This window comes from Klebsiella sp. HMSC16C06 (assembly GCF_001808325.1).
In the GTDB taxonomy this organism is placed as follows: domain Bacteria; phylum Pseudomonadota; class Gammaproteobacteria; order Enterobacterales; family Enterobacteriaceae; genus Klebsiella; species Klebsiella variicola.
On sequence record NZ_KV792994.1, the window covers coordinates 47,367 to 71,005 of the forward strand.

Annotated in this window: 23 protein-coding genes and 2 pseudogenes; 8 read left to right on the forward strand and 17 right to left on the reverse strand. The window is 59.8% G+C overall.

The window, feature by feature from the left end; all coding sequences use genetic code 11:
• Nucleotides 1-344 precede the first annotated feature (344 nt).
• Nucleotides 345-969, forward strand: a pseudogene (locus HMPREF3142_RS07975) (hypothetical protein).
• A 127-nt stretch (nt 970-1,096) separates the two neighbouring features.
• Nucleotides 1,097-1,807: a transcriptional regulator gene (locus tag HMPREF3142_RS07980; protein ID WP_074183194.1), complete on the forward strand. Its 711-nt coding sequence runs from the start codon at nt 1,097-1,099 to the stop codon at nt 1,805-1,807.
• Between the two features lie 74 nt (nt 1,808-1,881).
• On the opposite strand, the gene HMPREF3142_RS07985 is transcribed toward HMPREF3142_RS07980, so the two are convergent.
• The 12 genes and pseudogenes from HMPREF3142_RS07985 to HMPREF3142_RS29355 form a co-directional block, all read right to left on the reverse strand.
• Nucleotides 1,882-2,394 (reverse strand): 4-hydroxyphenylacetate 3-monooxygenase reductase subunit, encoded by a 513-nt coding sequence (locus HMPREF3142_RS07985; protein ID WP_012542962.1) that lies wholly within the window; start codon nt 2,392-2,394, stop codon nt 1,882-1,884.
• 19 nt (nt 2,395-2,413) lie between these two features.
• Complete coding sequence (gene hpaB / locus HMPREF3142_RS07990) at nt 2,414-3,976, reverse strand: 4-hydroxyphenylacetate 3-monooxygenase, oxygenase component (protein ID WP_002887473.1); 1,563 nt, start codon at nt 3,974-3,976, stop codon at nt 2,414-2,416.
• A gap of 225 nt (nt 3,977-4,201) precedes the next feature.
• Nucleotides 4,202-5,092: a 4-hydroxyphenylacetate catabolism regulatory protein HpaA gene (hpaA, locus tag HMPREF3142_RS07995; protein ID WP_023297015.1), complete on the reverse strand. Its 891-nt coding sequence runs from the start codon at nt 5,090-5,092 to the stop codon at nt 4,202-4,204.
• Nucleotides 5,093-5,101: 9 nt separating this feature from the next.
• Nucleotides 5,102-6,460, reverse strand: coding sequence for a 4-hydroxyphenylacetate permease (hpaX, locus tag HMPREF3142_RS08000; RefSeq protein WP_004222447.1), 1,359 nt, complete (start codon nt 6,458-6,460; stop codon nt 5,102-5,104).
• A 21-nt stretch (nt 6,461-6,481) separates the two neighbouring features.
• Nucleotides 6,482-7,279, reverse strand: a complete 798-nt coding sequence (hpaI, locus tag HMPREF3142_RS08005) for a 4-hydroxy-2-oxoheptanedioate aldolase (protein ID WP_015368432.1) — start codon at nt 7,277-7,279, stop codon at nt 6,482-6,484.
• Nucleotides 7,280-7,289: 10 nt separating this feature from the next.
• A complete protein-coding gene (gene hpaH, locus HMPREF3142_RS08010; protein ID WP_002887487.1) occupies nt 7,290-8,093 on the reverse strand; it encodes a 2-oxo-hept-4-ene-1,7-dioate hydratase in 804 nt (267 codons plus the stop codon).
• A gap of 108 nt (nt 8,094-8,201) precedes the next feature.
• Entirely contained in the window at nt 8,202-8,582 is a 381-nt protein-coding gene (locus HMPREF3142_RS08015; RefSeq protein WP_070611964.1) for a 5-carboxymethyl-2-hydroxymuconate Delta-isomerase, read from the reverse strand.
• Nucleotides 8,583-8,591: 9 nt separating this feature from the next.
• Entirely contained in the window at nt 8,592-9,449 is an 858-nt protein-coding gene (gene hpaD / locus HMPREF3142_RS08020; RefSeq protein WP_002887492.1) for a 3,4-dihydroxyphenylacetate 2,3-dioxygenase, read from the reverse strand.
• Nucleotide 9,450: 1 nt separating this feature from the next.
• Nucleotides 9,451-10,917 carry a 5-carboxymethyl-2-hydroxymuconate semialdehyde dehydrogenase gene (hpaE, locus tag HMPREF3142_RS08025; RefSeq protein WP_008807572.1) on the reverse strand — a complete coding sequence of 489 codons (1,467 nt, stop codon included), beginning with the start codon at nt 10,915-10,917 and terminating at the stop codon, nt 9,451-9,453.
• Entirely contained in the window at nt 10,914-11,678 is a 765-nt protein-coding gene (locus HMPREF3142_RS08030) for a fumarylacetoacetate hydrolase family protein (RefSeq protein ID WP_008807571.1), read from the reverse strand. Before HMPREF3142_RS08030 ends, hpaE begins: the two co-directional genes overlap by 4 nt.
• A complete protein-coding gene (locus HMPREF3142_RS08035) occupies nt 11,675-12,307 on the reverse strand; it encodes a fumarylacetoacetate hydrolase family protein (protein ID WP_012969003.1) in 633 nt (210 codons plus the stop codon). Before HMPREF3142_RS08035 ends, HMPREF3142_RS08030 begins: the two co-directional genes overlap by 4 nt.
• Nucleotides 12,308-12,365: 58 nt before the next feature.
• Nucleotides 12,366-12,530 (reverse strand): annotated as a pseudogene (locus HMPREF3142_RS29355) (hypothetical protein).
• 64 nt (nt 12,531-12,594) lie between these two features.
• Between HMPREF3142_RS29355 and hpaR the strand changes: the two are divergent.
• Nucleotides 12,595-13,035, forward strand: a complete 441-nt coding sequence (gene hpaR / locus HMPREF3142_RS08040) for a homoprotocatechuate degradation operon regulator HpaR (RefSeq protein WP_002887503.1) — start codon at nt 12,595-12,597, stop codon at nt 13,033-13,035.
• A 3-nt stretch (nt 13,036-13,038) separates the two neighbouring features.
• Here the strand turns inward: hpaR and HMPREF3142_RS08045 are convergent, their stop codons facing one another.
• From HMPREF3142_RS08045 to HMPREF3142_RS08060, 4 genes are read right to left on the reverse strand one after another with little or no spacing between them, the layout of a single operon-like run.
• Entirely contained in the window at nt 13,039-14,301 is a 1,263-nt protein-coding gene (locus tag HMPREF3142_RS08045) for an NAD(P)/FAD-dependent oxidoreductase (RefSeq protein ID WP_012969002.1), read from the reverse strand.
• Nucleotides 14,282-14,545, reverse strand: coding sequence for a (2Fe-2S)-binding protein (locus HMPREF3142_RS08050; RefSeq protein WP_023322030.1), 264 nt, complete (start codon nt 14,543-14,545; stop codon nt 14,282-14,284). The genes HMPREF3142_RS08045 and HMPREF3142_RS08050 overlap by 20 nt, the downstream gene beginning before the upstream one ends.
• On the reverse strand, nt 14,542-15,651 hold the full coding sequence (locus HMPREF3142_RS08055) for an NAD(P)/FAD-dependent oxidoreductase (protein ID WP_070611966.1): 1,110 nt from the start codon (nt 15,649-15,651) through the stop codon (nt 14,542-14,544). The genes HMPREF3142_RS08050 and HMPREF3142_RS08055 overlap by 4 nt, the downstream gene beginning before the upstream one ends.
• On the reverse strand, nt 15,648-16,595 hold the full coding sequence (locus HMPREF3142_RS08060) for a 4-hydroxyproline epimerase (protein WP_048267419.1): 948 nt from the start codon (nt 16,593-16,595) through the stop codon (nt 15,648-15,650). Before HMPREF3142_RS08060 ends, HMPREF3142_RS08055 begins: the two co-directional genes overlap by 4 nt.
• Nucleotides 16,596-16,905: 310 nt before the next feature.
• On the opposite strand from HMPREF3142_RS08060, the gene HMPREF3142_RS08065 reads away from it, so the two are divergent.
• The 5 genes from HMPREF3142_RS08065 to HMPREF3142_RS08085 all read left to right on the forward strand — a co-directional run bounded on the left by HMPREF3142_RS08065 (nt 16,906) and on the right by HMPREF3142_RS08085 (nt 23,060).
• Nucleotides 16,906-17,730, forward strand: coding sequence for a helix-turn-helix domain-containing protein (locus HMPREF3142_RS08065; RefSeq protein ID WP_008807566.1), 825 nt, complete (start codon nt 16,906-16,908; stop codon nt 17,728-17,730).
• Nucleotides 17,731-17,881: 151 nt separating this feature from the next.
• Nucleotides 17,882-18,802, forward strand: coding sequence for a dihydrodipicolinate synthase family protein (locus HMPREF3142_RS08070; RefSeq protein WP_008807565.1), 921 nt, complete (start codon nt 17,882-17,884; stop codon nt 18,800-18,802).
• 14 nt (nt 18,803-18,816) lie between these two features.
• Nucleotides 18,817-20,421 (forward strand): aldehyde dehydrogenase (NADP(+)), encoded by a 1,605-nt coding sequence (locus tag HMPREF3142_RS08075; RefSeq protein WP_070611968.1) that lies wholly within the window; start codon nt 18,817-18,819, stop codon nt 20,419-20,421.
• Between the two features lie 15 nt (nt 20,422-20,436).
• On the forward strand, nt 20,437-22,038 hold the full coding sequence (locus tag HMPREF3142_RS08080) for an APC family permease (protein ID WP_012542949.1): 1,602 nt from the start codon (nt 20,437-20,439) through the stop codon (nt 22,036-22,038).
• A gap of 11 nt (nt 22,039-22,049) precedes the next feature.
• A complete protein-coding gene (locus HMPREF3142_RS08085) occupies nt 22,050-23,060 on the forward strand; it encodes an Ldh family oxidoreductase (protein ID WP_048267421.1) in 1,011 nt (336 codons plus the stop codon).
• Between the two features lie 28 nt (nt 23,061-23,088).
• On the opposite strand, the gene HMPREF3142_RS08090 is transcribed toward HMPREF3142_RS08085, so the two are convergent.
• Entirely contained in the window at nt 23,089-23,622 is a 534-nt protein-coding gene (locus tag HMPREF3142_RS08090) for a GNAT family N-acetyltransferase (protein WP_032736636.1), read from the reverse strand.
• Nucleotides 23,623-23,639 lie beyond the last annotated feature (17 nt).

Below are 23,639 nucleotides of genomic sequence, written 5' to 3' on the forward strand. Positions count from 1 at the left end.
CCGTCTGGTTTTAAGTAAGGGTTGATGGAGGTATTGATTAGCTAGGCTGCCTTCGATCTTGCCAGAACAGCGCGCGCGTAAAGTTGGGTAAATCGGTGAGTGGTTGTATAGGGGGTTAAGCGGTTACTGGAAGGGGTAAGCGGTTAGATATGAGTACGAGAGCGCGTAAATGTGTGATTAAGTTCACAATATTATTCTGCGCATCTCAAAGATATGCTTTCAAACTGAGGATAACGGTTTTTATCACCCGCAGATTACAATCTTTATTTCAAATAGAGGTATTTTGATATTATGCTGGCTTTGTCATGTCGTATGGATAGCGTTTAGCAAAGGGAATTCGTGTTATGAAATTTGTAAAGATAATGATCGTCGCCAGTGCTTTTTATTTAACATTTGCTCATGCAAGAGAGATACATCAGGCTGTTGATGAGCCGGCAGCCCCTTATAATTTGCGCTGGGGGATGAGTTACGATGAAGCCAGAAACACGCCTTTATATTCTCTTGAGGTATCAGATATCAATTATGCCGGAAAAGACCCGGATCTGATTATCTCAACGCTGACTCCCCAGGAAGTGGGGGCATTGAAATATCAGGAGATGAAGCTTTATTTCGATAAGAATAAAGGGCTGAAAAGTGTTTTTGTTAGCGCTGATGTTGATTCCAGTCAGCAGGCCTATAAAGTTGATGATGGCCGGGAAGCACTCGCCTTATATAATGAGGAAGTTAAGGTCCTTGATCGAGAATATGGGCCAGCGACAATCAAAGAAGAGTTCATTGCAGACAAAGGGAAATTCTATCAAAGTCTTTCCGCCTGCATTGCAAAACAGCAGGGGTGGTATAGTAAAAGATTAGATCTGAATAAAATAACAAATTGTTCTACCTGGCAACGTACTTATAAAAAAAGGTCGGGTAACCGTTTTGCTATACATCGAACCGAGACAAGTTTCCAAACATTATATTTATAAATAAATTAAAGGACTTCACGGTGAGAATATATAAGATTTTTTTTAGAATTATTGCCATGGTCATTATGGTTATGCTCCTTTCTGATTGTCGTCAGTCGTATTATATTGCCAGAAATACGGGGCGCAATATAATGACCTTATCCGACCATCAGCGCGCTAAATCGGCGTTAAACGCTAACGATTTAAACGCAGCTCAGGGCTACCTGACGGGAGAAAAATACAATAATCGCTACAGGCCTGTTAGCGGTGAGGAATCCTGGGGAAGTTTACAATATCGGGCGGCGAAAATCGTCGCCAACGCCGCGGCGAACGGTCAAAAAGTGCGTGATGATGCGCTCTATCTCGCTTATATCTCTTTGTTTGAAGCAGAAGAGGGAGTGCCCGAACGTCCCGATATTATGTTGGGTTACATGCATAAAGCCATGGCGCTACTGTTAGCGAATTCGCAATTACTCGATAAAATCGATTCTAAAAATGTCAGTACTTTACCCAGCCAGTTTACCCTTGAGCGCTATGCTGTATGGCAATATTTATACGATGGCGGCGAGATTGACTGGACCAAAAAAGCGCCTGAAGGTGAAGGTTATACAATTGCTGGCGAAAGCTATCAGACCTGGAATATCAAGTTAAAAAAAGCTATCTGGAATCGGGGAGATGCCTTTTTAACAAATATAGGTAAACAACAATTTATTCATGACGCTATAGATTATTCTCAATTTCCGGTTATTGCCTGTACCGCCAGGCGAAAAGGCTGGCACTTAACATTACCTGCTGACTACCGGGAACAAAATTTCCGCGGCGGTGGACGTTTTGATTGGGCTTCATGTCGCGCTGTTGAATAAGGCTGGCGGGTGAGATGACGCATATTAAGCGCCAGGTTTACGCATCGGGCGATAAGTAAACCTGGGCGCGGATTTTAGACTGCGACTTCCATTTCCATCATCACCGGGTGGAAACGGCGTTTAAAGTAAATCAGGCCGTGCCCTTGCGGGCTCAGGGTAATATTGCGGATCTCCACCAGATACACCAGGTGGGTACCAATGGTTTGCACCTGGCTAATCTCGCCTTCGAGACTGGCCAGCGAACCCTTCAGTACCGGCTGCCCGAGCGCGCCCTGCTGCCAGCCGCTGAGGGCAAACCGCTCTTCCATCGTCACCCCGGTCATCCCGGCGAAATGACGGGCCATGATTTCCTGTTCGTGGTTCAGCACGTTGATGCACAACTTGCCGTTACCCTGAAACACCGGGTTCATCGCGCTGTTGGCGTTGATACAAACCATCACCGATGGCGGCGTATCCGTCACCGAGCACACCGCCGTGGCGGTAATGCCGCAGCGACCGGCTTCGCCTTCGGTGGTGACAACGTTAACCGCCGCCGACAGGCTGGCCATGGCATCGCGAAAACGCAGGCGTTGTTCATCTAATTGCATTATGACCTCCCGCTGTGAATTACTTCAGCAGCTTATCCAACATGTTGATATCAGCGTTATTGTGCAGATGCGGCACCGTCCAGCCGTTCTGGTCGTACTCGGACAGGCAGCGGTCGACCATCGCCATCATTTTGTCCATATTGCCGGAGCTCTGCGCCTGGCGCAGACACTGCAGGCGAATTTCATCCTGGCTACCGGAGTAGTTGATCTCATACAGTTCATGGCGACCGCCGAATTCGCTGCCGATGGCGTCCCACATCAGTTTGAGGATCTTGATACGTTCAACGTGATCCATACCGTTGGAGCCGCGCACGTACTTCGCCAGATACTGGTCGATCTGCGGGTTGTTCAGATCGCGGGCGCTGGACGGCAGATAAATCAGGCCGCTGGTGACGTTACGCTCGATGATGTTCTTGATCTTGGCGTAGGCCATCGGGGCCATCACGCGATAGGTCTGCAGCGCGGCGTGATCCGGCAGCCATGCGCCGTTGACCCACGGCGTCGCTTCCGAGCACATGGAATCGCTAAGCGCCCAGAACATGTTGCGCCATGCGACTACTTCGCCGAGGTCGGCCTGTACGCCGCGGAACTCGAGGGTGCCGGTACATTCCAGAGAGCGTTTCAGCAGGGCAGTGATAAAGTCCAGTTTTACCGCCAGGCGTACGCAGGCCTGCAGGGGATACATGCGGGCGAAACCGCCCTCCATGGTCCAGCGACGGCAGCGGTCAAAGTCGCGGTAAATCAGCACGTTCTCCCAGGGGATCAGCACTTTATCCATTACCAGAATCGCGTCGTTCTCGTCGAAACGGCTGGAAAGCGGATAGTCGTACGGGGAGCCGGTCGCACCGGCGACCATCTCATAGGAGGCGCGGGAGATAAGCTTGACGCCTTCGGCATCCATCGGCGCGACGAACATCAGCGCGAAGTCCGGGTTCTCGCCCATCACCTGTGCGGAGCCGAAGCCGATCATGTTGTAGTGGGTCAGCGCTGAGTTGGTGGCGACCACTTTCGCGCCGCTGACGATGATCCCGGCATCGGTCTCTTTTTCCAGCTTGATGTAGACATCCTTCACTTCATCAGCCGGCTTGTGGCGGTCGATCGGCGGGTTGACGATAGCGTGGTTAAAGTACAGGCCGGTTTCCTGAATGCGGGTGTACCAGTTGCGGGCGTTCTGCTCGAACTGGCCGTAAAACGCCGGGTTGGCGCCCAGCGCGCAGCCGAAAGCGGCTTTGTAGTCCGGGGTGCGGCCCATCCAGCCGTAACTTAAGCGCGACCACTCGGCGATGGCGTCGCGCTGCTGGCGCAGGTCGTCGGCGCTTTTCGCCACGCGGAAGAATTTATGGGTGTAGCCGCCGCTGCCGGTATCGGTGCCCCAGCACAGGGAATCCTGCATCTCCGGTTTGTGCAGCGCATCGTACAGCTGAGCGACAGAAGCCGCGGCATTACGGAAGGCCGGATGCGTGGTGACATCCTTCACGCGCTCGCCGTAGATATAAATTTCGCGGCCATCCTGCAGGCTTTTTAAATACTCTTCGCCAGTTAACGGGCGTTTCGCGTCGGCGCGGAAATCTTCAGGTTTCATAGGGGCCTCTTCAGTATTTATCGGAAAAATAATGTTAAATATATGTTTTGTTTTTGTTGTTTAATTGAAGCGGTTATTGCGCTTGTCGTGAAGGGACGTTTGCGACAACGGCGGGTACTTTTCAGGCGGGATTAAATTTTGTGATCTCGGCAGCTTTTGGCGGGTGGCGCGGCGCTGACCCGCCCTGTGGTCTGTAGCCCAGGCAAGCGCAGCGCCGCCGGGGTATTACGACACAGGTACTTTTTGCGCCCGGTAGCTGCTGGGCGAGCAGCCGACCTGGCGGCTAAAAAAGCGCGCAAAATAGGCAGGGTCTTTAAACCCCAGCTGCCAGGCAATCTCATTGACCGCGCTATCGGAAAACAGCAGCAGCCGCTTCGCCTCGCGCAGCTGGCGGTCGAATATCAGCCGCTTCGGCGAACGGTTGGCGAAGCGGCGGCAGATATCGGTCAACCGCGATTCGGTCAGATGCAGCTCCCTGGCGTAATCCGGTACCGTCCAGTGTTGATGGAAGTGGCTGTCGATCATCTGGTTAAAGCGCTGGAATAATTTCAGCTCGCCGCGCATGCCGCTGGCGGCATGATCGTCGAGCCTGGCGTTGCGCAGCAGCAGGGTAAATACCGCCTGCGCCAGCAGCGCCAGGGTGTGTTCCCGCCCGGGCAACTGGGCGGTAGATTCCCGACGAATCAGCTGCCAGTAGTGGGCCAGCGCCGCCAGCTCGTCGGGTTTATCTGCCAGCGACAGACAGATCCCCGGCAGGCCGAAGGTCTCCCGCGTGCCGGGATAAAGCACCTCCAGCAGCGGCCAGATGAGTTCTTCGTGCACTGTCAACACGTGACCATCGCTATCGGACTCGGTAATAAACGCGTGCGGCACCGAGGGCGGCGTTAACACAAACAGCGGCGCCTGCACCGAATAGCGATGGTCATCAAGCTGCAGCTCAATCTGCCCGGTATCAAGGTAGTGCATCTGGAAATAACGGTCGTGACGATGCGCCTGCATGTCGCGGCCAAAAAAGGCCGCCATGCGGGAAAACGACTGGTAGTGCACCTCTTCGGTGCCCAGGCTCTCGTCGTAATCTTTATTGATGTCGATGTTGGCGATTGGATGCTGGCACATACCCGCTCCTTAGTGGCCTTTTTGCGCCGCTAAGCCCGGTGCGGCGGCGGCGTCCTCGCGCTGGCTCATCGGAATGCGGGTGAGCACCAGCGCGCCGACGATCAGCAGCCCGGCGACAAACCACAGCCCGGAGCTAAAGCTGCCGGTGGTATCGCGTAATATGCCGATCAACAGCGGGCTGACGGCAGAGCCGACGTTGCCGATGGCATTGATCACCGCCAGCGCTACCGCACGCGATTGCAGGCTGATCACCCGATCCGGGGTGGTCCAGAAAATGGCCATCGCGGTAAAGGATCCCACCGAAGCCATAATAATGCCGATCAGTTGGATCAGGCTGTGGTGCGTTGCCGAAGCCAGCAGCCAACCCGCCGCGGCGAACAGGTAGGGCAGGATGGTATGCATCTTGCGCTCTTTGCGCCGGTCGGAGCGGCGGCTCCACCAGATCATACCGAAAATGGTGCAGAACTGCGGGATCGCCGCCAGCAGGCCAATCATGATATTGCTGCTGCCGGTGTTAAAGCTCTGCAGGATCTGCGGCGTCCAGATATTAATGGCGCTGAGGGTATTGGTCAGGCAGAAGTAGGCGAGGGTATACATCAGCACCGCTGGCGTCAGTACTTCGCGCAGCGTGGAGCGCGGCGAAGCCGGGACGATCGCCGCATGTTCCCGTTCGCGATCGATCATCGCCTTCAGCGCCTGTTTCTCTTCGTTATCCAGCCAGTTGGCTTTATCCGGCGTGTCGTTGAGGAAGAACCAGGTGACGACGCCGAGCACCACCGACGGCAGGCCTTCCAGCAGAAACAGCCACTGCCAGCCTTTCAGGTTCCACAGGCCGTCGAGCGCCAGAATATAGCCGGAAAGTATCGAGCCGAGCATCATGGTCACCGGCATGGCGATCATAAACAGGGCGTTGGCGCGGGCGCGATGGTAGGCCGGGAACCACCAGGTCAGATAGACGAGGATCCCCGGTAGAAAACCGGCCTCGGCGATGCCGACCAGCATGCGCAGGATGTACAGCGTATGCGGGTTGGTGGCGAACATGGTGCAGGTCGAGGCGATCCCCCAGACCACCATGATCCCGGCGATCCAGCGGCGCGCGCCAACTTTCGCCAGCATGATATTGCTGGGGATCCCGCACAGCACGTAGGTGACGTAGAACAGCGTCGCCGCCAGGCCGAACATGGTGGAGGTCAGGCCGAGATCTTTACCCATCGTCAGACCGGCGAAGCCGATATTAATTCGATCCAAAAATGAGAAAACAAAGAGAACAAACAGGAAGGTAATCAGGCGGCGGAACAGCTTTTTGATCACCCGGTTTTCTACTTCAACGGCTTTATTATCATTGTGTTGCAGGGTAGAGGTAGTCATGTTGCGCTCCACATTATCCGTTCAATAGACGGATTTATTGTTATCGGTTGTGGTGGTTGCGGTGTGGGTAAAACGGGCCGCCAGCGCTTCTGCGCCGCGGGCCAGCAGGGTGGTATCGACGCCGACGGCGACGAACAGCGCGCCCAGTTCGAGATAGCGTTTCGCCAGCTGTTCATTGGCCATCAGGATCCCCGGTGCCTTGCCGGCCTGACGGATTTGCTGGATAGCATCTTCAATGGCGGCCTGCACTTCCGGGTGTTGTGGGTTGCCGCCGTGGCCCATATCAGCGCTGAGATCCGCCGGGCCGATAAACACGCCATCCACCCCTTCGACATCGAGGATCTGCGGCAGATTTTTCAGCGCTTCGCGGGTCTCAATCTGCACCAGTACGCACATGGCGTCATTGGCCCGGTGGATATAATCCGGGACGCGATTCCAGCGCGAGGCGCGGGCCAGTGCGCTGCCGACGCCGCGAATGCCGGCAGGCGGGTAGCGGGTGGCTCTGACCGCCAGCCGCGCTTCTTCGGCGTTCTGCACCATCGGCACCAGCAGGGTTTGCGCGCCGACGTCCAGCAGTTGTTTAATTTGTACCGGATCGTTCCACGACGGACGCACCACCGGCTGGCTGGGGTAGGGCGCAATGGCCTGAAGCTGGGTCAGCACCGTTTGTACATTGTTGGGCGCGTGTTCGCCGTCGATCAGCAGCCAGTCGAAGCCCGCGCCGGCCAGCAGTTCGGCGCTGTAGCTGCTGCACAGCCCAAGCCACAGGCCGATTTGCGGACGGCCGGCCTTGAGCGCCTCTTTAAATGCGTTGTTCATGTTGCTCTCCTCAAACAAAGCGGCAGCTGATGGCGCCCATGTTGCCGTAGTCGACGTGGAAGGTATCGCCCTTGCGCGCCGGGACCGGGCGGGTGAAGGAGCCGCCGAGGATAATTTGCCCGGCTTCGAGCTGGACATCGTACGGCGCCAGTTTGTTGGCCAGCCAGGCCACGCCGTTGGCCGGATGATTGAGTACGCCCGCGGCGACGCCGGTCTCTTCAATCACGCCGTTGCGATACAGCAGGGCGGAGATCCAGCGCAGGTCGAGCTCATCCGGTTTAATCGGCCGGCCGCCGAGGATCACCCCGGCGTTGGCGGCGTTATCGGAGATGGTGTCGAACACTTTGCGCGGACGCTGGGTTTCCGGGTCGATGTTGTGGCAACGCGCGTCGATAAGCTCCAGCGCCGGGATAACGTAGTCGGTGGCGTTGTAGACATCAAACAGCGTACAGTTCGGGCCGCGCAGCGGTTTGGCCAGCACGAAGGCCAGCTCGACTTCAATACGCGGAACGATAAAGCGGTCGGTGGGAATATCGCTGCCGTCGTGGAAGAACATATCGTCGAGCAGCGCGCCGTAGTCCGGCTCGCTGATCTGCGAGCTGGCCTGCATCGCTTTAGAGGTCAGGCCGATCTTGTGGCCTTTGAGCACGCGGCCTTCGGCGATCTTCATCTCGACCCACTCGCGCTGGACGGCGTAGGCGTCCTCAATGGTGATCGACGGATAATCCAGCGAGATCGCGCGGATCTGTTCACGCTGTTTTTCGGCCTGGTTCAGCCGCTGGGCAATCAGGGTGCGGGTCTGTTTATCGAGCATAGTGATTCCTGTGGCATTGTATTGCCGGATGGCGCTTCGCTTATCCGGCCTACAAATTCATGGCCGTTGTAGGCCCGGTAAGCGCAGCGCCACCGGGCAATTTGCACATTATTTAAATAACGCGTGCACGTTGTTCTGTTTGTAGTTCAGCGTCGGGTCGAGCTCTTCCATGGCGAACGACAGCGCCAGATAGCGGCTCTCCATTAGCGCAGCAAAATGGGCTTTGATCAGCGCGAACAGCATATCTCCCACGTCCTGACGGCTCTCCAGACTGCGCCCGGCGCCGATTTTCAGGGTCATATGCACGAAGGCGTAATCCTGCTTGCCGTCGGCCATCTGCCAGGTATCCAGCCAGTGGGCGCGGCTGCGAATGCCGCCGATGGGGAAGATGCCGGTGTCGGCCAGTGCCTCGTTGACTTTGGCGAACAGCCCTGGCAGATCGGCCTGTTCGCGGATGTTGTCGGTACATTCGGCGATAAAATGCGGCATGGGGCCCCCTTACGCCTGCGCTGGCAACGGGAACACGGCGTTAACCTGGCCGGTACCGGAGCTGGCGAATAGCTCGGTGATAAACTCCACCTTGCCGTCGTATTTATCCCAACCCAGCAGACCGAGCAGCATCACCGTGTCGTGCATGTTGCCTTCGCCGTAGCAGTAGTCGGCGTACTCCGGCAGCATGGTGCAGAACTCTTTGAATTTGCCCTCCCGCCACAGTTTCACCACGCGCTCATCCATCTGATGATCAAACTCGCGGGTGTAGCTGTTCATGCCCTCTTCGGCGCGCTGGTCATCGATAAAGCGGTGCGACAGCGAACCGCTGGCCAGCACCGCTACGGTGCCGTCATATTTCTCAATGGCTTTGAGGATCGCTTCGCCCAGCCTGCGGCTGTCGGCAAAGTCGTGAACGGTACAGAAGGCGGAAATGGACACCACTTTGAAATGCTTATCGCTGTTCATGTAGCGCATTGGCACCAGGGTGCCGTACTCCAGCTTCAGGCTGGGAATATTGTGTGCTTTGGCGCGTACGCCGAGCTTTACGGCCTCGTCGGCGATAAGCTGGCCCAGCTCCGGGTTGCCGTCGTAGTCGTAGGTCATGTCGCGAATAAAATGCGGCAGTTCGTTACTGGTGTAGACGCCCTGAAAATGGTCGGCGCAGTTGATGTGATAGGCGCTGTTGACCAGCCAGTGGGTGTCGAACACGATGATGGTATCGACGCCCATTTCACGGCAGCGCTTGCCAATTTCTTTATGCCCGTCGATCGCGCCCTGGCGGCAGCCGTGGTTTTTCCCCGGCAGCTCAGACAGATACATCGACGGCACGTGAGTGATTTTTGCTGCTAACGCTAACTTACCCATATCAGACTCCCCATTTCGGGATCGGATGGTCGCCCATCGAGATGCAGACGTTTTTCATTTCGGCGAACACTTCAAAGCTGTACTCGCCGCCTTCGCGGCCGGTGCCGGAGGCCTTCACGCCGCCGAACGGCTGACGCAGGTCGCGCACGTTCTGGGTGTTGACGAACACCATCCCGGCTTCAATACCGCGCGCCAGACGCAGCACTTTGCTGACGTCCTGGGTCCAGATATACGACGCCAGGCCGTATTCCACATCGTTCGCCAGGCGCAGCCCTTCCGCTTCGTCTTTGAACGGCAGCAGGCAGGCGACCGGGCCAAAAATCTCTTCCTGGGCGACGCGCATGCGGTTGTCGACATCCGCCAGTACCGTCGGGCGCAGGAAGTTGCCGGCTTTCAGATGCGCCGGCAGGTCGGACGGTTTATCCGCGCCGCCGGCCAGCAGGGTGGCGCCCTCTTCGATGCCGAGGCGAATGTAGCCGGACACTTTCTCCCAGTGCTGCTTGCTAATCAGCGCGCCGACCTGGGTATTCGGATCGGTCGGATCGCCCACGCGCAGGCGGTTGGCGCGCTCGGCGAAGCGCTTGACGAACTCCGGATAAATACTCTGCTGAATGAAAATGCGCGAACCGGCGGTGCAGCGTTCGCCGTTGATCGAGAAGATGGTGAACAGCGCGGCGTCGAGCGCTCGCTCAATATCGGCGTCTTCAAAAATCAGCACCGGCGATTTTCCGCCGAGCTCCATAGAGTACTTTTTCAGACCGGCGTTCTTCATGATGTTGCGGCCGGTGGCGGTGCCGCCGGTGAAGGAGACGGCGCGCACATCATGATGGCGCACCAGCGCGTCGCCGGCGGTGGCGCCATAGCCCTGCACCACGTTGAGCACGCCAGCCGGGATCCCGGCTTCCAGCGCCAGCTCGCCCAGACGATCGGCGGTCAGCGGCGACAGCTCGGACATTTTCAGCACCGCGGTATTCCCCAGCGCCAGGCACGGCGCCACCTTCCAGGTCGCGGTCATAAACGGTACGTTCCACGGCGACACCAGCGCGCACACACCAACCGGCTGCACGAGGGTATAGTTAAGCATCTTGTCATCGACCGGATAGGTCTTGCCGTTCATCTGCTGGCATACTTCGGCGAAAAATTCGAAGTTATGCGACGCCCGCGGGATCAGCACGTTTTTGGTCTGGTGGATAGGCAGGCCGGTATCGGCGGTTTCCATCGCCGCGATCTCCGGGACGTTCTGATCGATCAGATCCCCGAGGCGGCGCATCAGGCGCGCGCGCTCTTTCATCGGCAGGTTAGCCCACTTCGGGAAGGCCTCTTTCGCCGCCGCTACCGCCTGGTTGATTTCGGCTTCGCCGCCGGAGGCGACTTCAGCCAGTACCTCGCCGGTGGCCGGGTTGGTGGTATGAAAATAGTCTGCGCCGGCAACGTTTTTACCGTTGATCCAATGGTTAATCTTTTTCATGACAGTGTCTCCTCATACGCTTGCTGGCTGATGATATGGTTGACCAGGCGGCCCACGCCCTCGACTTCAACGATCACCTCGTCGCCCGGCACCACATCGGATAGCCCTTTCGGTGTGCCGGTGGCGATCATGTCGCCCGGTTGCAGGGTCATAAATTCGCTTAAATAAGCGATGAGGAACGGGATGCTGAAGATCAGATCGGCGGTGGTGCCCTGCTGGCGCAGTTCGCCGTTGACCCAGGTGCGCAGGGCCAGATTATGCGGATCCGGGATCGCCTCTTTGGCGACGATCCACGGGCCAATCGGCGTCAGGGTATCGCGGCTTTTGACCCGCAGGTTCGGGCGGTAGTAGTTTTCCAGGTAGTCGCGGATCGCGTAGTCGTTGCACACGGTATAGCCAGCGACATAGTCCATGGCCTCGGCTTCGCTGACGCGGCGCGCGGTTTTCCCGATCACCACCACCAGTTCGGCTTCGTAGTGCATGTATTCGACGTTATCCGGGCGTACCGACTGCTGCTGGTGGCCAATAAAGGTGTTCGGCGCTTTGATGAACACCAAAGGCTCGGTTGGCGGCTTAAATTCCAGCTCGCTGGCGTGGTCGGCGTAGTTCAGCCCCAGCGCGAACAGCGTGCCGTCGGCGGGCGGCAACCAGCGGAATTCGCCTTCTTTCAATACCGTGCCATCGTTCAGGCGCACCTGGTCGCGTTCATCGACCAGCACGTCGCGTACCTGTCCCTGCCATTCAATGCGTGCCTGTTTCATGCCAGCTCTCCTTCTGCGACAACCGGGTTTTCCAGCGCCGGGAATCCGTCGGCGAGAATACGTACGCGGTCGCCGGGGCGCAGCGTGACGCGAGAGTGGGGCGTGCCGATAAGGATCGCGTCGCCGGGATTGAGGGTGGCGAACTCGCTTAAGGCGCTCAGCAGCTGCGCGGCGTTACGCTGCAGATCGCCGGTATGCCAGCTATCCGCCTCGCGGCCGTTGATTTCGGTGATGATGGTCAGGTTATCGACGTTACGCACCGCCGACAGCGCGCCGACGGGGCAGAAGCCATCGCGGCATTTCGCCTTGATCGCCGGGCGATAAAAACTCTCTTCCGGCAGACTCACATCGTTAGCCAGCGCGTAGCCGGCGATATAGTTCGCTGCCTCTGCCGCCGCCACTTTACGCGCGGTTTTGCCGACAATCAGCGCCACCGTCGCGCCGCTTTGTACGGTCTCGCCCTGCGGATAGGGGATCGCCTCGCCGTCGCCAATCACGGTATTGCGCGGCTTGATAAACCAGACCGCGGTTTTCGGCGGCGTCTTGTAGGGGGCCTGTTGAAACGCTTCGCGCCAGGCGTCGAGCTGGCTGCGATGATTGAGCGCAACGGCGAAGATGGTACCTTTCATTCACCACTCCTCTGGTACTGATTTCGGATTTAAATGCATTTCATTAATATGTTAATGATCATCTTTTATGCTTTGCGGCCAGGTTTAGCAACTGGAAGTGAATGTTTTGTGATCTGATTAACACAATATTTACACATCAATAATTTATTGGTTTTTAATCAATGAGTTGACTGTTTTTCAGGAAGAGGCTGGTACTTTTCAGGTGCAGAAACCGGTTGTACATGGCAGGATTAAAGCTAATTATTAAGTTGTTAATAAGTTTTGGATGAGGCTGTAGAGGGGATACTATGCATGATTCATTAACCATTGCCTTGTTGCAGGCGCGTGAGGCGGCGATGGCCTACTTTCGGCCGATCGTCAAACGGCACAATCTCACCGAACAGCAGTGGCGGATCGTGCGAATTCTCGCCGAACGTCCGTCGATGGATTTTCACGATCTGGCCTTTCGCGCCTGCATCCTGCGCCCCAGCCTGACCGGGATTTTGACGCGCATGGAGCGGGATGGGCTGGTGCTGCGCTTAAAGCCGGTTAACGATCAGCGCAAGCTGTACGTCTCGCTGACGCCTGCCGGAACCGCGCTGTATGAAAGCGCTCAGGCCGAGGTGGAAGAAACCTATCGTCTGCTGGAGGCCCAGTTCACCACGGAAAAGCTGCAGCAACTGACCTCGCTGCTGGAGGAGTTTATTGCGCTTGGCGTCCCTGCCGGGCGCGGTGATGAAGAAGAGTAGCGGTTACGGCTCGGCGCTCGGCCGGGCGAGGGCAATAAGCGTTTCCGCGCGGGCGGGGGCCAGCGGTTCTCTTGGCTGCGGCAGCGGCCAGCCGTACAACCAGCGGGCGCTGGCGGCGCAGGTACGCCCCTGACAGGCGCCCATTCCGCAGCGCTGGGTCAGTTTGGCCTGCAGCCAGCCTCCGGCGGCCGCCACATCGCCGCAGCGTACATCCTCGCAGCGGCACAGCAGGCTCTCCGGCGTTGCGGCGTCTTTCAAGGATTCCGTCAGCCGGAAGGTACGGTTGATTGCTTCGGCGAAACGCTGCCAGCGGGCGCGGCGGGTAAATAACGCCTGCGCTTGCTGGCTGGCCCCGGCGGCGGCATACCCGGCGATTTCGCCCTCCGCCAGCGCCAGCTCGCTACCGCCGAAACCGGTGCACTCGCCGGCGGCATAGATATCCGTGACGCTGGTCTGCTGCCAGCGGTTAACCTGGATCGCCTCCTGTGCCGTGGCGCAGCCAAACAGCAGCCCCGTCTCGATATTGGGTATCAGCCCGTAGCCGATAGCCAGCCGATCGCAGGCGATAGTTCGCTCGACGCCGCGCTGGCGAAGCGTAACGGCTTCCAGCCGCGTTGTGCCGTGAGCGCGGATCGCCTGCGCGCCGCTCAGATAGCCTTTCGGGGCCAGCGTCGCTAACTGGCGCAGCTTCTGCGGCCAGCGCCACAGCCCGCTGGCGAAGCGCAGTAGCGCCGGGAGCGGCGCTTGCTCAATGATATTCGTCACGTCGCCTCCGGCCTTGTTCACCGTATCCGCCACCGCCAGCAGTAGCGGACCGCTGCCGGCAATCACCACCTTTTCTCCTTTCAGCGACAGGCCCTGTTTGATTTGCGCCTGCAGGCCGCCCGCGCCGGTTACGCCGGGTAAGGTCCAGCCGGGAAAGGGCAGCGACAGCTCGCGCGCGCCGCAGCAGAGGATCAGTTTCTGCCAGCAAACCACGCCGCCGCCGTCGGCGGTTTCAAACAGCACGCTGTACGCGGAGGGGCGGGCAATCAGCCGCGCGCCGTTCACTAACCGGATGGCGGCAGACGCGGCGATGGCGTCGCGGTAGCGCCGGGCCAGGGCGGGTTGCGTCGCCTGCGGACCCGCGCGCCAGATTTGTCCGCCAGGGGCGGGGTTATCGTCGAGAATAATCACCTGTTTATCGCAGGCGGCGGCGGAGAGCGCGGCCGCCATGCCGGCGGGGCCGGCGCCGAGGATTAAAATGTCACAGCGCAGCGTGTTCATCGTGGCTCCTTTCTATTTGCATACCGGCCCGGCACAGGGTCTGGCAGGCCAGCACCCGAAGGCCATCGACGGTGACCCGGCACTCCTGGCAGACGCCCATGCCGCAAAACGGCGCGCGGAGCTCGCCGTTAACCGCCTGGCGGGTGGTGGGGTCGCCGGTCAACGCCAGCGCCGCCGCCACGCTAATGCCTTCCGGCACCGTCAGCGCTTCGCCATCAATGGTGATAGTGAGCGTGGCCTTCATGCAATCGCCTCCTGTTGACACAAACGGGCCGGGAGCCAGGCGTCGGGCGCCACTGGGCAGCGTTCATCGAGGATCTGCGCCGCCAGCAGTTCAGCTGTGGCCGGAGCGGTGGTGACGCCCAGCCCTTCATGGCCCAGCGCCAGCCATACGCCACGGCGCGTGGGATGCGGGCCGATCAGCGGGTTGCCATCCTGCGAGGCGGCGCGCAGGCCGCTCCAGCAGCGGATGATATTCAACGTCGCCAGCGCCGGCACGAAATGGCGGGCGCGATCGAGCATCTGCGCCAGCAAGGGCAGATCCAACTCGCGCTCACGGTTATCAAACTGACGCGAAGAGCCAATCAGCAGCTGGCCGGTTGGCCGCGGCTGAAGGTTAAACGCCACCGAGGTGCCGCCGCCATGGGCGCTGGCGCCGTAACCCAGCTCAACTAGCTGGTGATGCACCCGCGGCCGGTAGCGATCGGTAATCGCCAGTTGGCCTTTTTTCGGTCGCAGCCAGTTTTCCGCTAACAGCGCGTTGGCTTCAAGTCCGCAGGCCACCACGATGGCCCGCGCCTGTAGCCGTTTGCCGCTGGCGAGCAGCACCTGCGGTTCGGTAATCGCCTGCGCGCTGTCGTGCAGGCAGGTAAGATGGTCTCCGGCATCGGCCATCAGCCAGCGGGCGACGTTTGGCGCGTAGACGATACCATCGCCTGGCACCCACAGGCCGCCCGCCAGCCCGCCGCGCAGCAGCGGCTCGCGTCCGGCGATCTGCTGCGGGGTCTGGCGTTCGCTGGGCACCTGATAGCTGGCCAGCCGCCGCTGTTTGTCGCCAGCCACGGCCATCTCTTCTTCGCTTTCCGCCAGCCACAGCGTGCCGCAGCCGCGCCAGGCGCAATGGTCGGGCATCCGTGGCGTGATAGTGCGCCAGCGTTCCAGCGACCATGCCGACAAGGCAAGCTCGGCGGGGTCGTCATCCATGCACACCAGATGGCCCATACCGGCCGCCGTCGCGCCGGGCTGACCGTCATCGATAAGCGTCACGCTCTGCCCCCGCTTCGCCAGCTGCCACGCGCAGGCGGCGCCGATGATCCCGGCGCCGATCACGATGACGTCGCACTGCTTCACGGCGCGATCCCCCAGCAGAAGGGATCGTCAGGGTTGAGGATCAACTGGTTGTCTCCACACACCCAGGCTTCGCCGCGGATCGTTGGGATGATGCCTTCCGCGGTGCGCTGGTAGCTGGCGGTAAACTGGCTGCCGATGATGCTGGCCTGACGCCAGATTTCCCCCGGCTGCAGCTTGCCATCCTGCGCCAGGCAGGCCAGCTTGGCGCTGGTGCCGGTACCGCACGGCGAGCGATCCCAGGCCTTTCCCGGACAGAGTACGAAGTTGCGGCTGTCGGCGGTATCGTCATCGGCGAAGAGTTCGATATGGTCGATAACGCCGCCGTCGTCGCCGCGGATCCCCGCGGCTTCCAGCCCCTCGCGCACTGCCCAGGCGTAGGCGGTGAGTTGTGGAATATGTTCGGGGGTAATGGCGAACGGGTGGTCGTTAATCAGGAAAAACCAGTTGCCGCCCCAGGCAATATCGCCGATGACGGGACCATGCGCGGTCTCAACGCGGATCTGTTTTTTCCAGCGGCGGGCCGGGACGTTTTGCACCGATACGCTGCCATCGTCGTGCAACGTAGCGCTTACGTCGCCGACCGGGGTTTCAATCAGATGTACGCCGGGCTGGATACGCCCAAGCCAGGCCAGCGAGGCGATAAGCCCGATGGTGCCGTGGCCGCACATATTCAGAAAACCGGCGTTGTTGAAGAAAATCACGCCAGCGGTAGCCGCTGCCGAGACCGGTTTGCACAGCAGCGCGCCGACCAGTACGTCATTGCCGCGCGGTTCGAGAATGGCCGCCTGACGCCAATGGTCGAAGTCGCGGGCGAAGCGGTCGCGGCGCTCCGCCATGCTGCCATCGCCGAGGTCGGGGAATCCGTCAACGATCAGGCGGGTCGGTTCGCCGCCGGTGTGTGAATCAATAGCTCTCAGCGTAACAGGGGGGCGTGGCGCGGTCATCAGGCTCTCCGGAAGTTAACAACATGTTTCATCATGCTGGCGCAACCTTTCCCGACCTGCTTGAGCGCTTTCGTCAGAGAAAATGACGAAATCTGCACAGTCATGCGCGCGGCATATTTCTATTTCACATAGTTATTTCTTATTAATCACTTGCTTAATGCTGTGGTAAACCGAAAGTGACCATTGCGCCAGTGGCTAAATCAGGGGAAGGCGTAAAGCGGATCCAGGATCGCAAAACCGAGGGATGCTGCTTGAGGTGTTAACGGAAAGTGAATAAATATCCTTCGGTCACTTACCATGAGGAGGCCTTATGATCGGTGTTTCTGATGCGGCGCCGCCGCGCGCGGTTAACCAACCTGAGCTGGCCGTCGATGAACTGAGCCAGATCTGCGAAGGGCTGGCGCGCCAGCGGCCGGAAAATATGCCCGCGCTGCTGAATGCGCTGGCGCTGATTGCGCCCCTGCTCAATGCCATTCCTAATGTGGTTTTTTTTATCAAAGATCGTCAGGCGCGCTATCTGCTGGCGAACCTGACGCTGGCCCGCCGCTGTGGTTTCAAAAGCGTCTCCTCGCTGCTGGGCAAAACCTCCGCCGATGTCTTTCCTTCCGCGCTGGGTCAGGGTTATACCGAACAGGATCTGCGGGTGTTGCGCGAAGGTGTGACCCTGCGCGATCAGCTGGAAATGCATCTCTACAATGGCCGCGAGCGCGGCTGGTGCCTGACGCAGAAACTGGCGCTGCGCGATGTCCGCGGGCAGGTGATCGGCATGGCCGGGATCTCGCACGATCTGCAGGAGGCTCATGCCCGCCATCCGGCGTGGCAGCGGCTGGCGATCGTCGACGATCATATCCGCCGCCATTATCACCGGCCGATCGCCATGGAAGAGTTAACCGCCTTAAGCGGGATGTCGATTGCGCAGATCGAACGCTACTGCAAACGGATCTTTCATCTCACTCCGCGGCAGATGATCCACAAAGTGCGGCTGGAAAAAGCGACCGAACTGCTGGCTGGCGATACGCCGATTACCGATATCGCCCTGCAGTGCGGGTATACCGATCACAGCGCCTTTAGCCGCCAGTTCAAGGCGATGACCGGCTCGACGCCGCGCGATTTTCGCCTCACGCTGCTCGGATAAACGCTGGCTCACACTTTTGCCGACTGTGCTAATTTCGTCATCGTATTGAGGGAAAACCGACAAGCCGCCGGTTCCGCGACACGTCAATCTGTCAGTGAATATTCACCATTCATTCACTTCGACTTAACAAAATGACGACAAGGAACCGAGCATGAGCAAAAAAGCGATTCACTGGAGCGGCGTATTCCCGGCGGTCAGCACGCAGTTTCGTAGCGATTACTCCCTCGATTTAGACGCCACTCACGCGGTGATGAAAAACCTGGTGAAAGATGGCGTTTCCGGGCTGGTGGTATGCGGCAGCGTGGGTGAAAACACCTCGCTGAGCACCGATGAAAAACTACAGATTATCGAGGTGGCGAAGGATGCCGCCGGCGGCAAAATTCCGGTCATCGCCGGGGTGGCCGAGTTCACCACCGCCTTCGCCCAGAAAATGGCGAAAGAGGCGGAGCGCGTCGGCGTCGACGGGATCATGGTGATGCCGGCGCTGGTCTACTCCTCAAAACCGCATGAAACCGCGGCCCACTTCCGCAGCGTGGCGAGCGCTACCGACCTGCCGATTATGGTCTACAACAACCCGCCGATTTACAAAAACGACGTGACGCCGGACATTCTCGCCACCCTGACTGACTGCGACAACATCGTCTGCTTTAAAGACTCCTCCGGCGATACCCGCCGCTTTATCGACCTGCGTAACACCGTTGGCGACCGCTTCGTGCTGTTTGCCGGGCTGGATGACGTGGTGGTGGAAAGCATCGCCGTCGGCGCGGAAGGCTGGATCTCCGGAATGTCCAACGCCTTCCCGCGCGAAGGGGAAACGTTATTCCGTCTCGCCCGCCAGCAGCGTTACGAAGAGGCGATGGCGCTGTACCGCTGGTTCATGCCGCTGCTGCATCTCGATGCGCGTCCGGATCTGGTGCAGTGCATCAAGCTGTGTGAAGAGTTGCTGGGCCGCGGCAGCGCCATTACCCGTCCGCCGCGTCTGGCGCTGGAAGGCGAAACGCGCCAGCAGGTGGTGGCGATCGTTGAACAGGCGCTGGCCACTCGTCCGACGCTGCCGGATGTCGGCCTCTGAGCACAGGAGTCACTATGAATGCATCTCAGACCATGGCGGGACGGCAGTTTATCGCCGGACGCCGTATTGCCAGCGGTGAGGCGACGCTATTGAGCCTGCGGGCGGTGGACGGCGAAGCCACCGGCCACCGCTTTTATCCGGCTTCCTGTGAGGAAGCCGCTCAGGCCGCAGAAGCCGCGCAGGAGGCCTTTGCCGTCTATTCACAAACCACGCCGCAGCAGCGGGCGCGCTTTCTCAACGCCATTGCTGATGAACTGGACGCGCTGGGCGAGCCGTTTTTTGCTATCGCCGGGCAGGAGACCGCGCTGCCGCTGGCGCGGCTACAGGGAGAGCGGGCGCGCACCAGCGGCCAGTTGCGGATGTTTACTGGCGTGATCCTGCGCGGCGATACCTTCGCCGCCCGTATTGATACCGCCTTAGCCGACCGTCAGCCGCTGCCGCGCCCGGATCTGCGCCAGTATCAGCAGGCGTTAGGGCCGGTGGCGGTGTTTGGCGCCAGCAACTTTCCGTTGGCCTTTTCTACCGCTGGCGGCGATACCGCCTCGGCGCTGGCGGCTGGCTGCCCGGTGGTGGTGAAGGCCCATCCGGGCCATATGGCCACCGCCGAGCTGACCGCCGAGGCGATCGTCAGGGCGGTGGTACGGTGCGGTTTACCCGGCGGCGTATTCAATATGATTTTCGGGACCGATATCGGCGCCGAATTGGTCCGTCATCCGGCGATTCAGGCCGTTGGCTTTACCGGTTCGTTGGCCGGCGGTAAGGCGCTGTATCAGCTGGCGCAGCAGCGACCGCAGCCAATTCCGCTGTTTGCTGAAATGTCGGCGATTAACCCATTGATTATTCTGCCGCAGGCGCTGCAGACGCGGGCCGAGGCGCTGGCAAACGAGCTGGTGGCGTCATTCACCCTCGGCGGTGGCCAGTTCTGTACCCGTCCGGGGCTGATTCTGGCGCTGCGCGGCGCCGGGCTGGAACGCTTTAAGTCGGCGCTGTGCGCGGCGGTAGCGGGCTCCACGCCGCAGGTGTTGCTCAATGCGCCGACCCTTCAGCACTACCGTCAGGGCGTGGCGGCGCTTGCGGCGCACCCGCGTATCGAGAAGTTGGCGAGCGGCATCGCCGCCGGCGCCGGGCAGGCGCAGACCCTGCTGTGGCAGGCTCAGGTCGAAGATCTGCTGGCGCAGGATACGCTGCTGCAGACCGAAGTTTTCGGCCCGTTATCGCTACTGGTGGAAGTGGACGACGTGGCCCAGCTGCAGGCGGTGGTGAAAGCGCTGCAGGGTCAGCTCACCGCGACGCTGCATGCCGAGGCGGATGATGGCCCGCTGGCGGCGAGTCTTCTACCGCTGCTTTGTGAGAAGGCCGGACGGGTGCTGTTTAACGGTTATCCTACCGGCGTGGAAGTGTGCGATGCGATGGTCCACGGCGGCCCGTGGCCGGCGACCACCGACGCACGCGGGACCTCGGTCGGCAGCCGGGCGATTGAGCGTTTTCTGCGCCCGGTCTGTCTGCAGAACGCGCCGGCTGCCCTGTTACCGCCGGCGCTGCAGGATGCGAACCCTTTGAACCTGCTGCGCCTGGTCAACGGCCAGTGGACCCGGGAAGCGATTTCCTCCTCTCATTGACGCAAGGGCATCACCATGACCATTCACACTACGCATAACAGTCAAACCCGCGTTGCTGAGTCGGGTAAGTTTAAAAAACAGCTGACCCTGACCGATCTCACCTTTATCGGCCTGGGGGCGATATTCGGCTCCGGATGGTTATTCGCCGCCAGCCACGTGGCCTCCATCGCCGGTCCGGCCGGGATCGCATCGTGGGTGATCGGCGGCTTTGCGGTGCTGCTGCTGGGGATTGTCTACTGCGAGCTGGGGGCGGCGCTGCCGCGCGCCGGCGGCATTATTCGCTATCCGGTCTTTTCCCACGGCGAGCTGATGGGCTATCTACTGGGGTTCATCACCCTGATCGCTTTCTCCAGCCTGATCTCGATTGAAATTGTCGCCGCCCGGCAATATGCCGCCGCCTGGTTTCCGGCGCTGACCCAACCGGGCTCCAGTTCGCCGACGCTGCTGGGGTGGGTGGTGCAGTTCCTGCTGCTCTGTTTCTTCTTTGCGCTTAACTACTACAGCGTTAAGACCTTCGCCCGATCGAACAACTTCATCAGCGTGCTCAAGTTTTTGGTGCCGCTGCTGGTGGTGGTGACGCTGTTCGCCTTCTTTAAACCGGAGAACCTGCACGCGCAGGGGATTGCGCCATTCGGCATGTCCGGGGTGGAAGCGGCGATCAGCGCGGGCGGAATTATCTTCGCTTATCTGGGACTGACGCCGATTATCTCGGTGGCCAGCGAAGTACAAAAGCCGCAGCGGACTATCCCTATTGCGTTGATTTTATCAGTGGTGCTGTCGACGATTATCTACGTGCTGCTGCAGCTGGCGTTCCTTGGCAGTATCCCCACCGAAATGCTGAACGGCGGTTGGGCCGAGGTGAGCAAACAGTTTTCGCTGCCGTATCGCGATATCGCCATTACCCTCGGCATGGGCTGGCTGGCCTTTATGGTGATAAGCGATGCGATCATCTCCCCGAGCGGCACCGGCAATATCTATATGAACGCGACGCCGCGGGTGATCTACGGCTGGGCGAAGGCGGGTACTTTCTTTAAAGCCTTTACCCATATCGATAAAGCGTCCGGTATTCCGCGCCCGGCGCTATGGCTGACCTTTGGGCTGTCGATTTTCTGGACGCTGCCGTTCCCCTCCTGGGAACAGCTGATTAGCGTGGTGTCGGCGGCCCTGGTGCTGAGCTACGCCATCGCCCCGGTAACCGCCGCCGGGCTGCGCCGCAACGCGCCGGATCTGCCGCGGCCGTTCCGCGTGCGCGCCTTCGGCATCATCGGCCCGGTATCGTTTATGATCTCGGCGCTGATTGTCTACTGGTCCGGCTGGAATACGCTCTCGTGGCTGTTGGGGCTGCAAATCGTGATGTTTGTCGTCTACGTGATGTGCAAAGGTAAGGTGCCGGAACATACCGTGAGCCTGGCGCAGCAGGTGAAGTCTTCGCTGTGGCTGATCGTGTTTTATGCGTTGATTATCCTCTTTTCCTGGCTGGGCAGCTTCGGCGGGCTTAATGTTATCGGTCACCCCTGGGATACGGTGCTGGTGGCGGCGATGTCGTTGGGGATTTACTACTGGGGCGCGCGCAGCTGCCTGCCGCAGGCTAACTTTAGCGGAGACGAAGAAGAGTAAAGGAGAACAGTATGGAGTCGGTAACTCTATCGTTACCTGAAGCTTATGACCTGGCGCTGGAGGTACTCAGCGCCAATGGATTTAGCGCCGACCACGCGGCGGCGATTGCCCGCAATGTGACCGCCGGGGAACGCGATGGCTGCGCTTCCCACGGCCTGTGGCGGCTGTTGGGCATTGTCGATACCCTGCGCAAAGGTAAGGTATCGCCCGATGCCGAGCCGCAGATCCATGACCAGGCGCCGGCGATTGCGCGGGCGGACGCCGGGGGCGCTTTTTCACTGCTGGCCTACGAGCGCGCGCTGCCGCTGCTGCTGGAGAAGGCGCGGCAAAACGGCATTGCGGCGCTGGCGATTAACCGCTGCGTCCATTTTTCCGCGCTGTTTGCCGATATTGAGCCGTTGACCGAGGCAGGGCTGGTGGGGCTGGCCTGCACGCCAAGCCACGCCTGGGTCGCCCCGGCGGGCGGCACGCGTCCGCTGTTCGGCACCAACCCTATCGCCTTTGGCTGGCCGCGGCGGGACAAACCGCCGTTTATTGTTGATATGGCGACCAGCGCCGCGGCGCGCGGCGAGATCCAGCTGCATCAGCGTGCCGGCAAAGCGCTACCGGAAGGCTGGGGAATCGACAGTCAGGGACAGCCAACGACCGATGCCGCGGAGGTGCTGAACGGCGCGATGTTAACCTTTGGCGGCCATAAGGGCTCGGCGCTGGCGGCAATGGTTGAGCTGCTGGCCGGGCCGCTTATCGGCGATATGACCAGCGCCGAATCGCTGGCGTGGGATAACGGCGCGGGTGGGCTCCCCTACGGCGGCGAGCTTATCCTGGCGCTGGATCCGCAGCGCTTTCTCGGCGCGCAGGCACAAGAGCAGCTGGCGCGCGCCGAAACGCTGTTCAATGCGATGCAGGATCAGGGGGCGCGGCTGCCGGGCGAGCGGCGTTTCGCCTGCCGTCAGCAGAGTGAGCAGCAGGGGGTTACCATCAGCCGTTCATTGCATGATGAGATTTGCGCCTTGCGGCCATAGTAAAGCGCGGAGCGCGGCGGGCCGACCATCAGAGCGACAGGCGCATGGCGCAGCGCGACTCTGGCGGCAGGCCGTGCCGGGTCTCCTGTTCCCTTTTTGCCGCCAGTCCGGCAGGCAGGGTCAGCTCATCGAGCATGGTGAATCCCAGACGGGTATAAAACGGCGCATTCCACGGCACCTCGCGGAAGGTGGTGAGGGTTACCGCCGGGTAGCCCATCTGCTGTGCGCCCTCAATAACCTGCTTCAGCAGCATTCGGCCGATGCCCTGATGCTGCCAGTCCTGATGGACGGCGACTTCGACGATAAATAACGCATCGTCGAGCGGTTCGGTCAGAATAAAGCCAATCGGCTGCCCGGCGGCTTCCGCCAGCAGGCTATGCTCGGTTTCCAGATAATCATGATGACGCGCAACGCTAATCACCTCGCTGTCCGCCAGCCAGGCGAGAGAGGGGATCTGGCGAAATGCCTGGGCGGCAGAACGTTCAATGGCGGGCAGAAGGGCGATATCGCTCTCCTGAGTCAGGCGTAATACGGCATCGGCAGTTATAGTGTTAGTTTTCATCACCTCAGCATAGCAGC

Coding starts and splice junctions, on each gene's coding strand:
- HMPREF3142_RS07980 (WP_074183194.1), top strand. CDS start 1,097: ATGACCTTATCCGACCATCAGCGCGCTAAATCGGCGTTAAACGCTAAC.
- HMPREF3142_RS07985 (WP_012542962.1), bottom strand. CDS start 2,394: ATGCAATTAGATGAACAACGCCTGCGTTTTCGCGATGCCATGGCCAGC.
- hpaB (WP_002887473.1), bottom strand. CDS start 3,976: ATGAAACCTGAAGATTTCCGCGCCGACGCGAAACGCCCGTTAACTGGC.
- hpaA (WP_023297015.1), bottom strand. CDS start 5,092: ATGTGCCAGCATCCAATCGCCAACATCGACATCAATAAAGATTACGAC.
- hpaX (WP_004222447.1), bottom strand. CDS start 6,460: ATGACTACCTCTACCCTGCAACACAATGATAATAAAGCCGTTGAAGTA.
- hpaI (WP_015368432.1), bottom strand. CDS start 7,279: ATGAACAACGCATTTAAAGAGGCGCTCAAGGCCGGCCGTCCGCAAATC.
- hpaH (WP_002887487.1), bottom strand. CDS start 8,093: ATGCTCGATAAACAGACCCGCACCCTGATTGCCCAGCGGCTGAACCAG.
- HMPREF3142_RS08015 (WP_070611964.1), bottom strand. CDS start 8,582: ATGCCGCATTTTATCGCCGAATGTACCGACAACATCCGCGAACAGGCC.
- hpaD (WP_002887492.1), bottom strand. CDS start 9,449: ATGGGTAAGTTAGCGTTAGCAGCAAAAATCACTCACGTGCCGTCGATG.
- hpaE (WP_008807572.1), bottom strand. CDS start 10,917: ATGAAAAAGATTAACCATTGGATCAACGGTAAAAACGTTGCCGGCGCA.
- HMPREF3142_RS08030 (WP_008807571.1), bottom strand. CDS start 11,678: ATGAAACAGGCACGCATTGAATGGCAGGGACAGGTACGCGACGTGCTG.
- HMPREF3142_RS08035 (WP_012969003.1), bottom strand. CDS start 12,307: ATGAAAGGTACCATCTTCGCCGTTGCGCTCAATCATCGCAGCCAGCTC.
- hpaR (WP_002887503.1), top strand. CDS start 12,595: ATGCATGATTCATTAACCATTGCCTTGTTGCAGGCGCGTGAGGCGGCG.
- HMPREF3142_RS08045 (WP_012969002.1), bottom strand. CDS start 14,301: ATGAACACGCTGCGCTGTGACATTTTAATCCTCGGCGCCGGCCCCGCC.
- HMPREF3142_RS08050 (WP_023322030.1), bottom strand. CDS start 14,545: ATGAAGGCCACGCTCACTATCACCATTGATGGCGAAGCGCTGACGGTG.
- HMPREF3142_RS08060 (WP_048267419.1), bottom strand. CDS start 16,595: ATGACCGCGCCACGCCCCCCTGTTACGCTGAGAGCTATTGATTCACAC.
- HMPREF3142_RS08065 (WP_008807566.1), top strand. CDS start 16,906: ATGATCGGTGTTTCTGATGCGGCGCCGCCGCGCGCGGTTAACCAACCT.
- HMPREF3142_RS08070 (WP_008807565.1), top strand. CDS start 17,882: ATGAGCAAAAAAGCGATTCACTGGAGCGGCGTATTCCCGGCGGTCAGC.
- HMPREF3142_RS08075 (WP_070611968.1), top strand. CDS start 18,817: ATGAATGCATCTCAGACCATGGCGGGACGGCAGTTTATCGCCGGACGC.
- HMPREF3142_RS08080 (WP_012542949.1), top strand. CDS start 20,437: ATGACCATTCACACTACGCATAACAGTCAAACCCGCGTTGCTGAGTCG.
- HMPREF3142_RS08085 (WP_048267421.1), top strand. CDS start 22,050: ATGGAGTCGGTAACTCTATCGTTACCTGAAGCTTATGACCTGGCGCTG.
- HMPREF3142_RS08090 (WP_032736636.1), bottom strand. CDS start 23,622: ATGAAAACTAACACTATAACTGCCGATGCCGTATTACGCCTGACTCAG.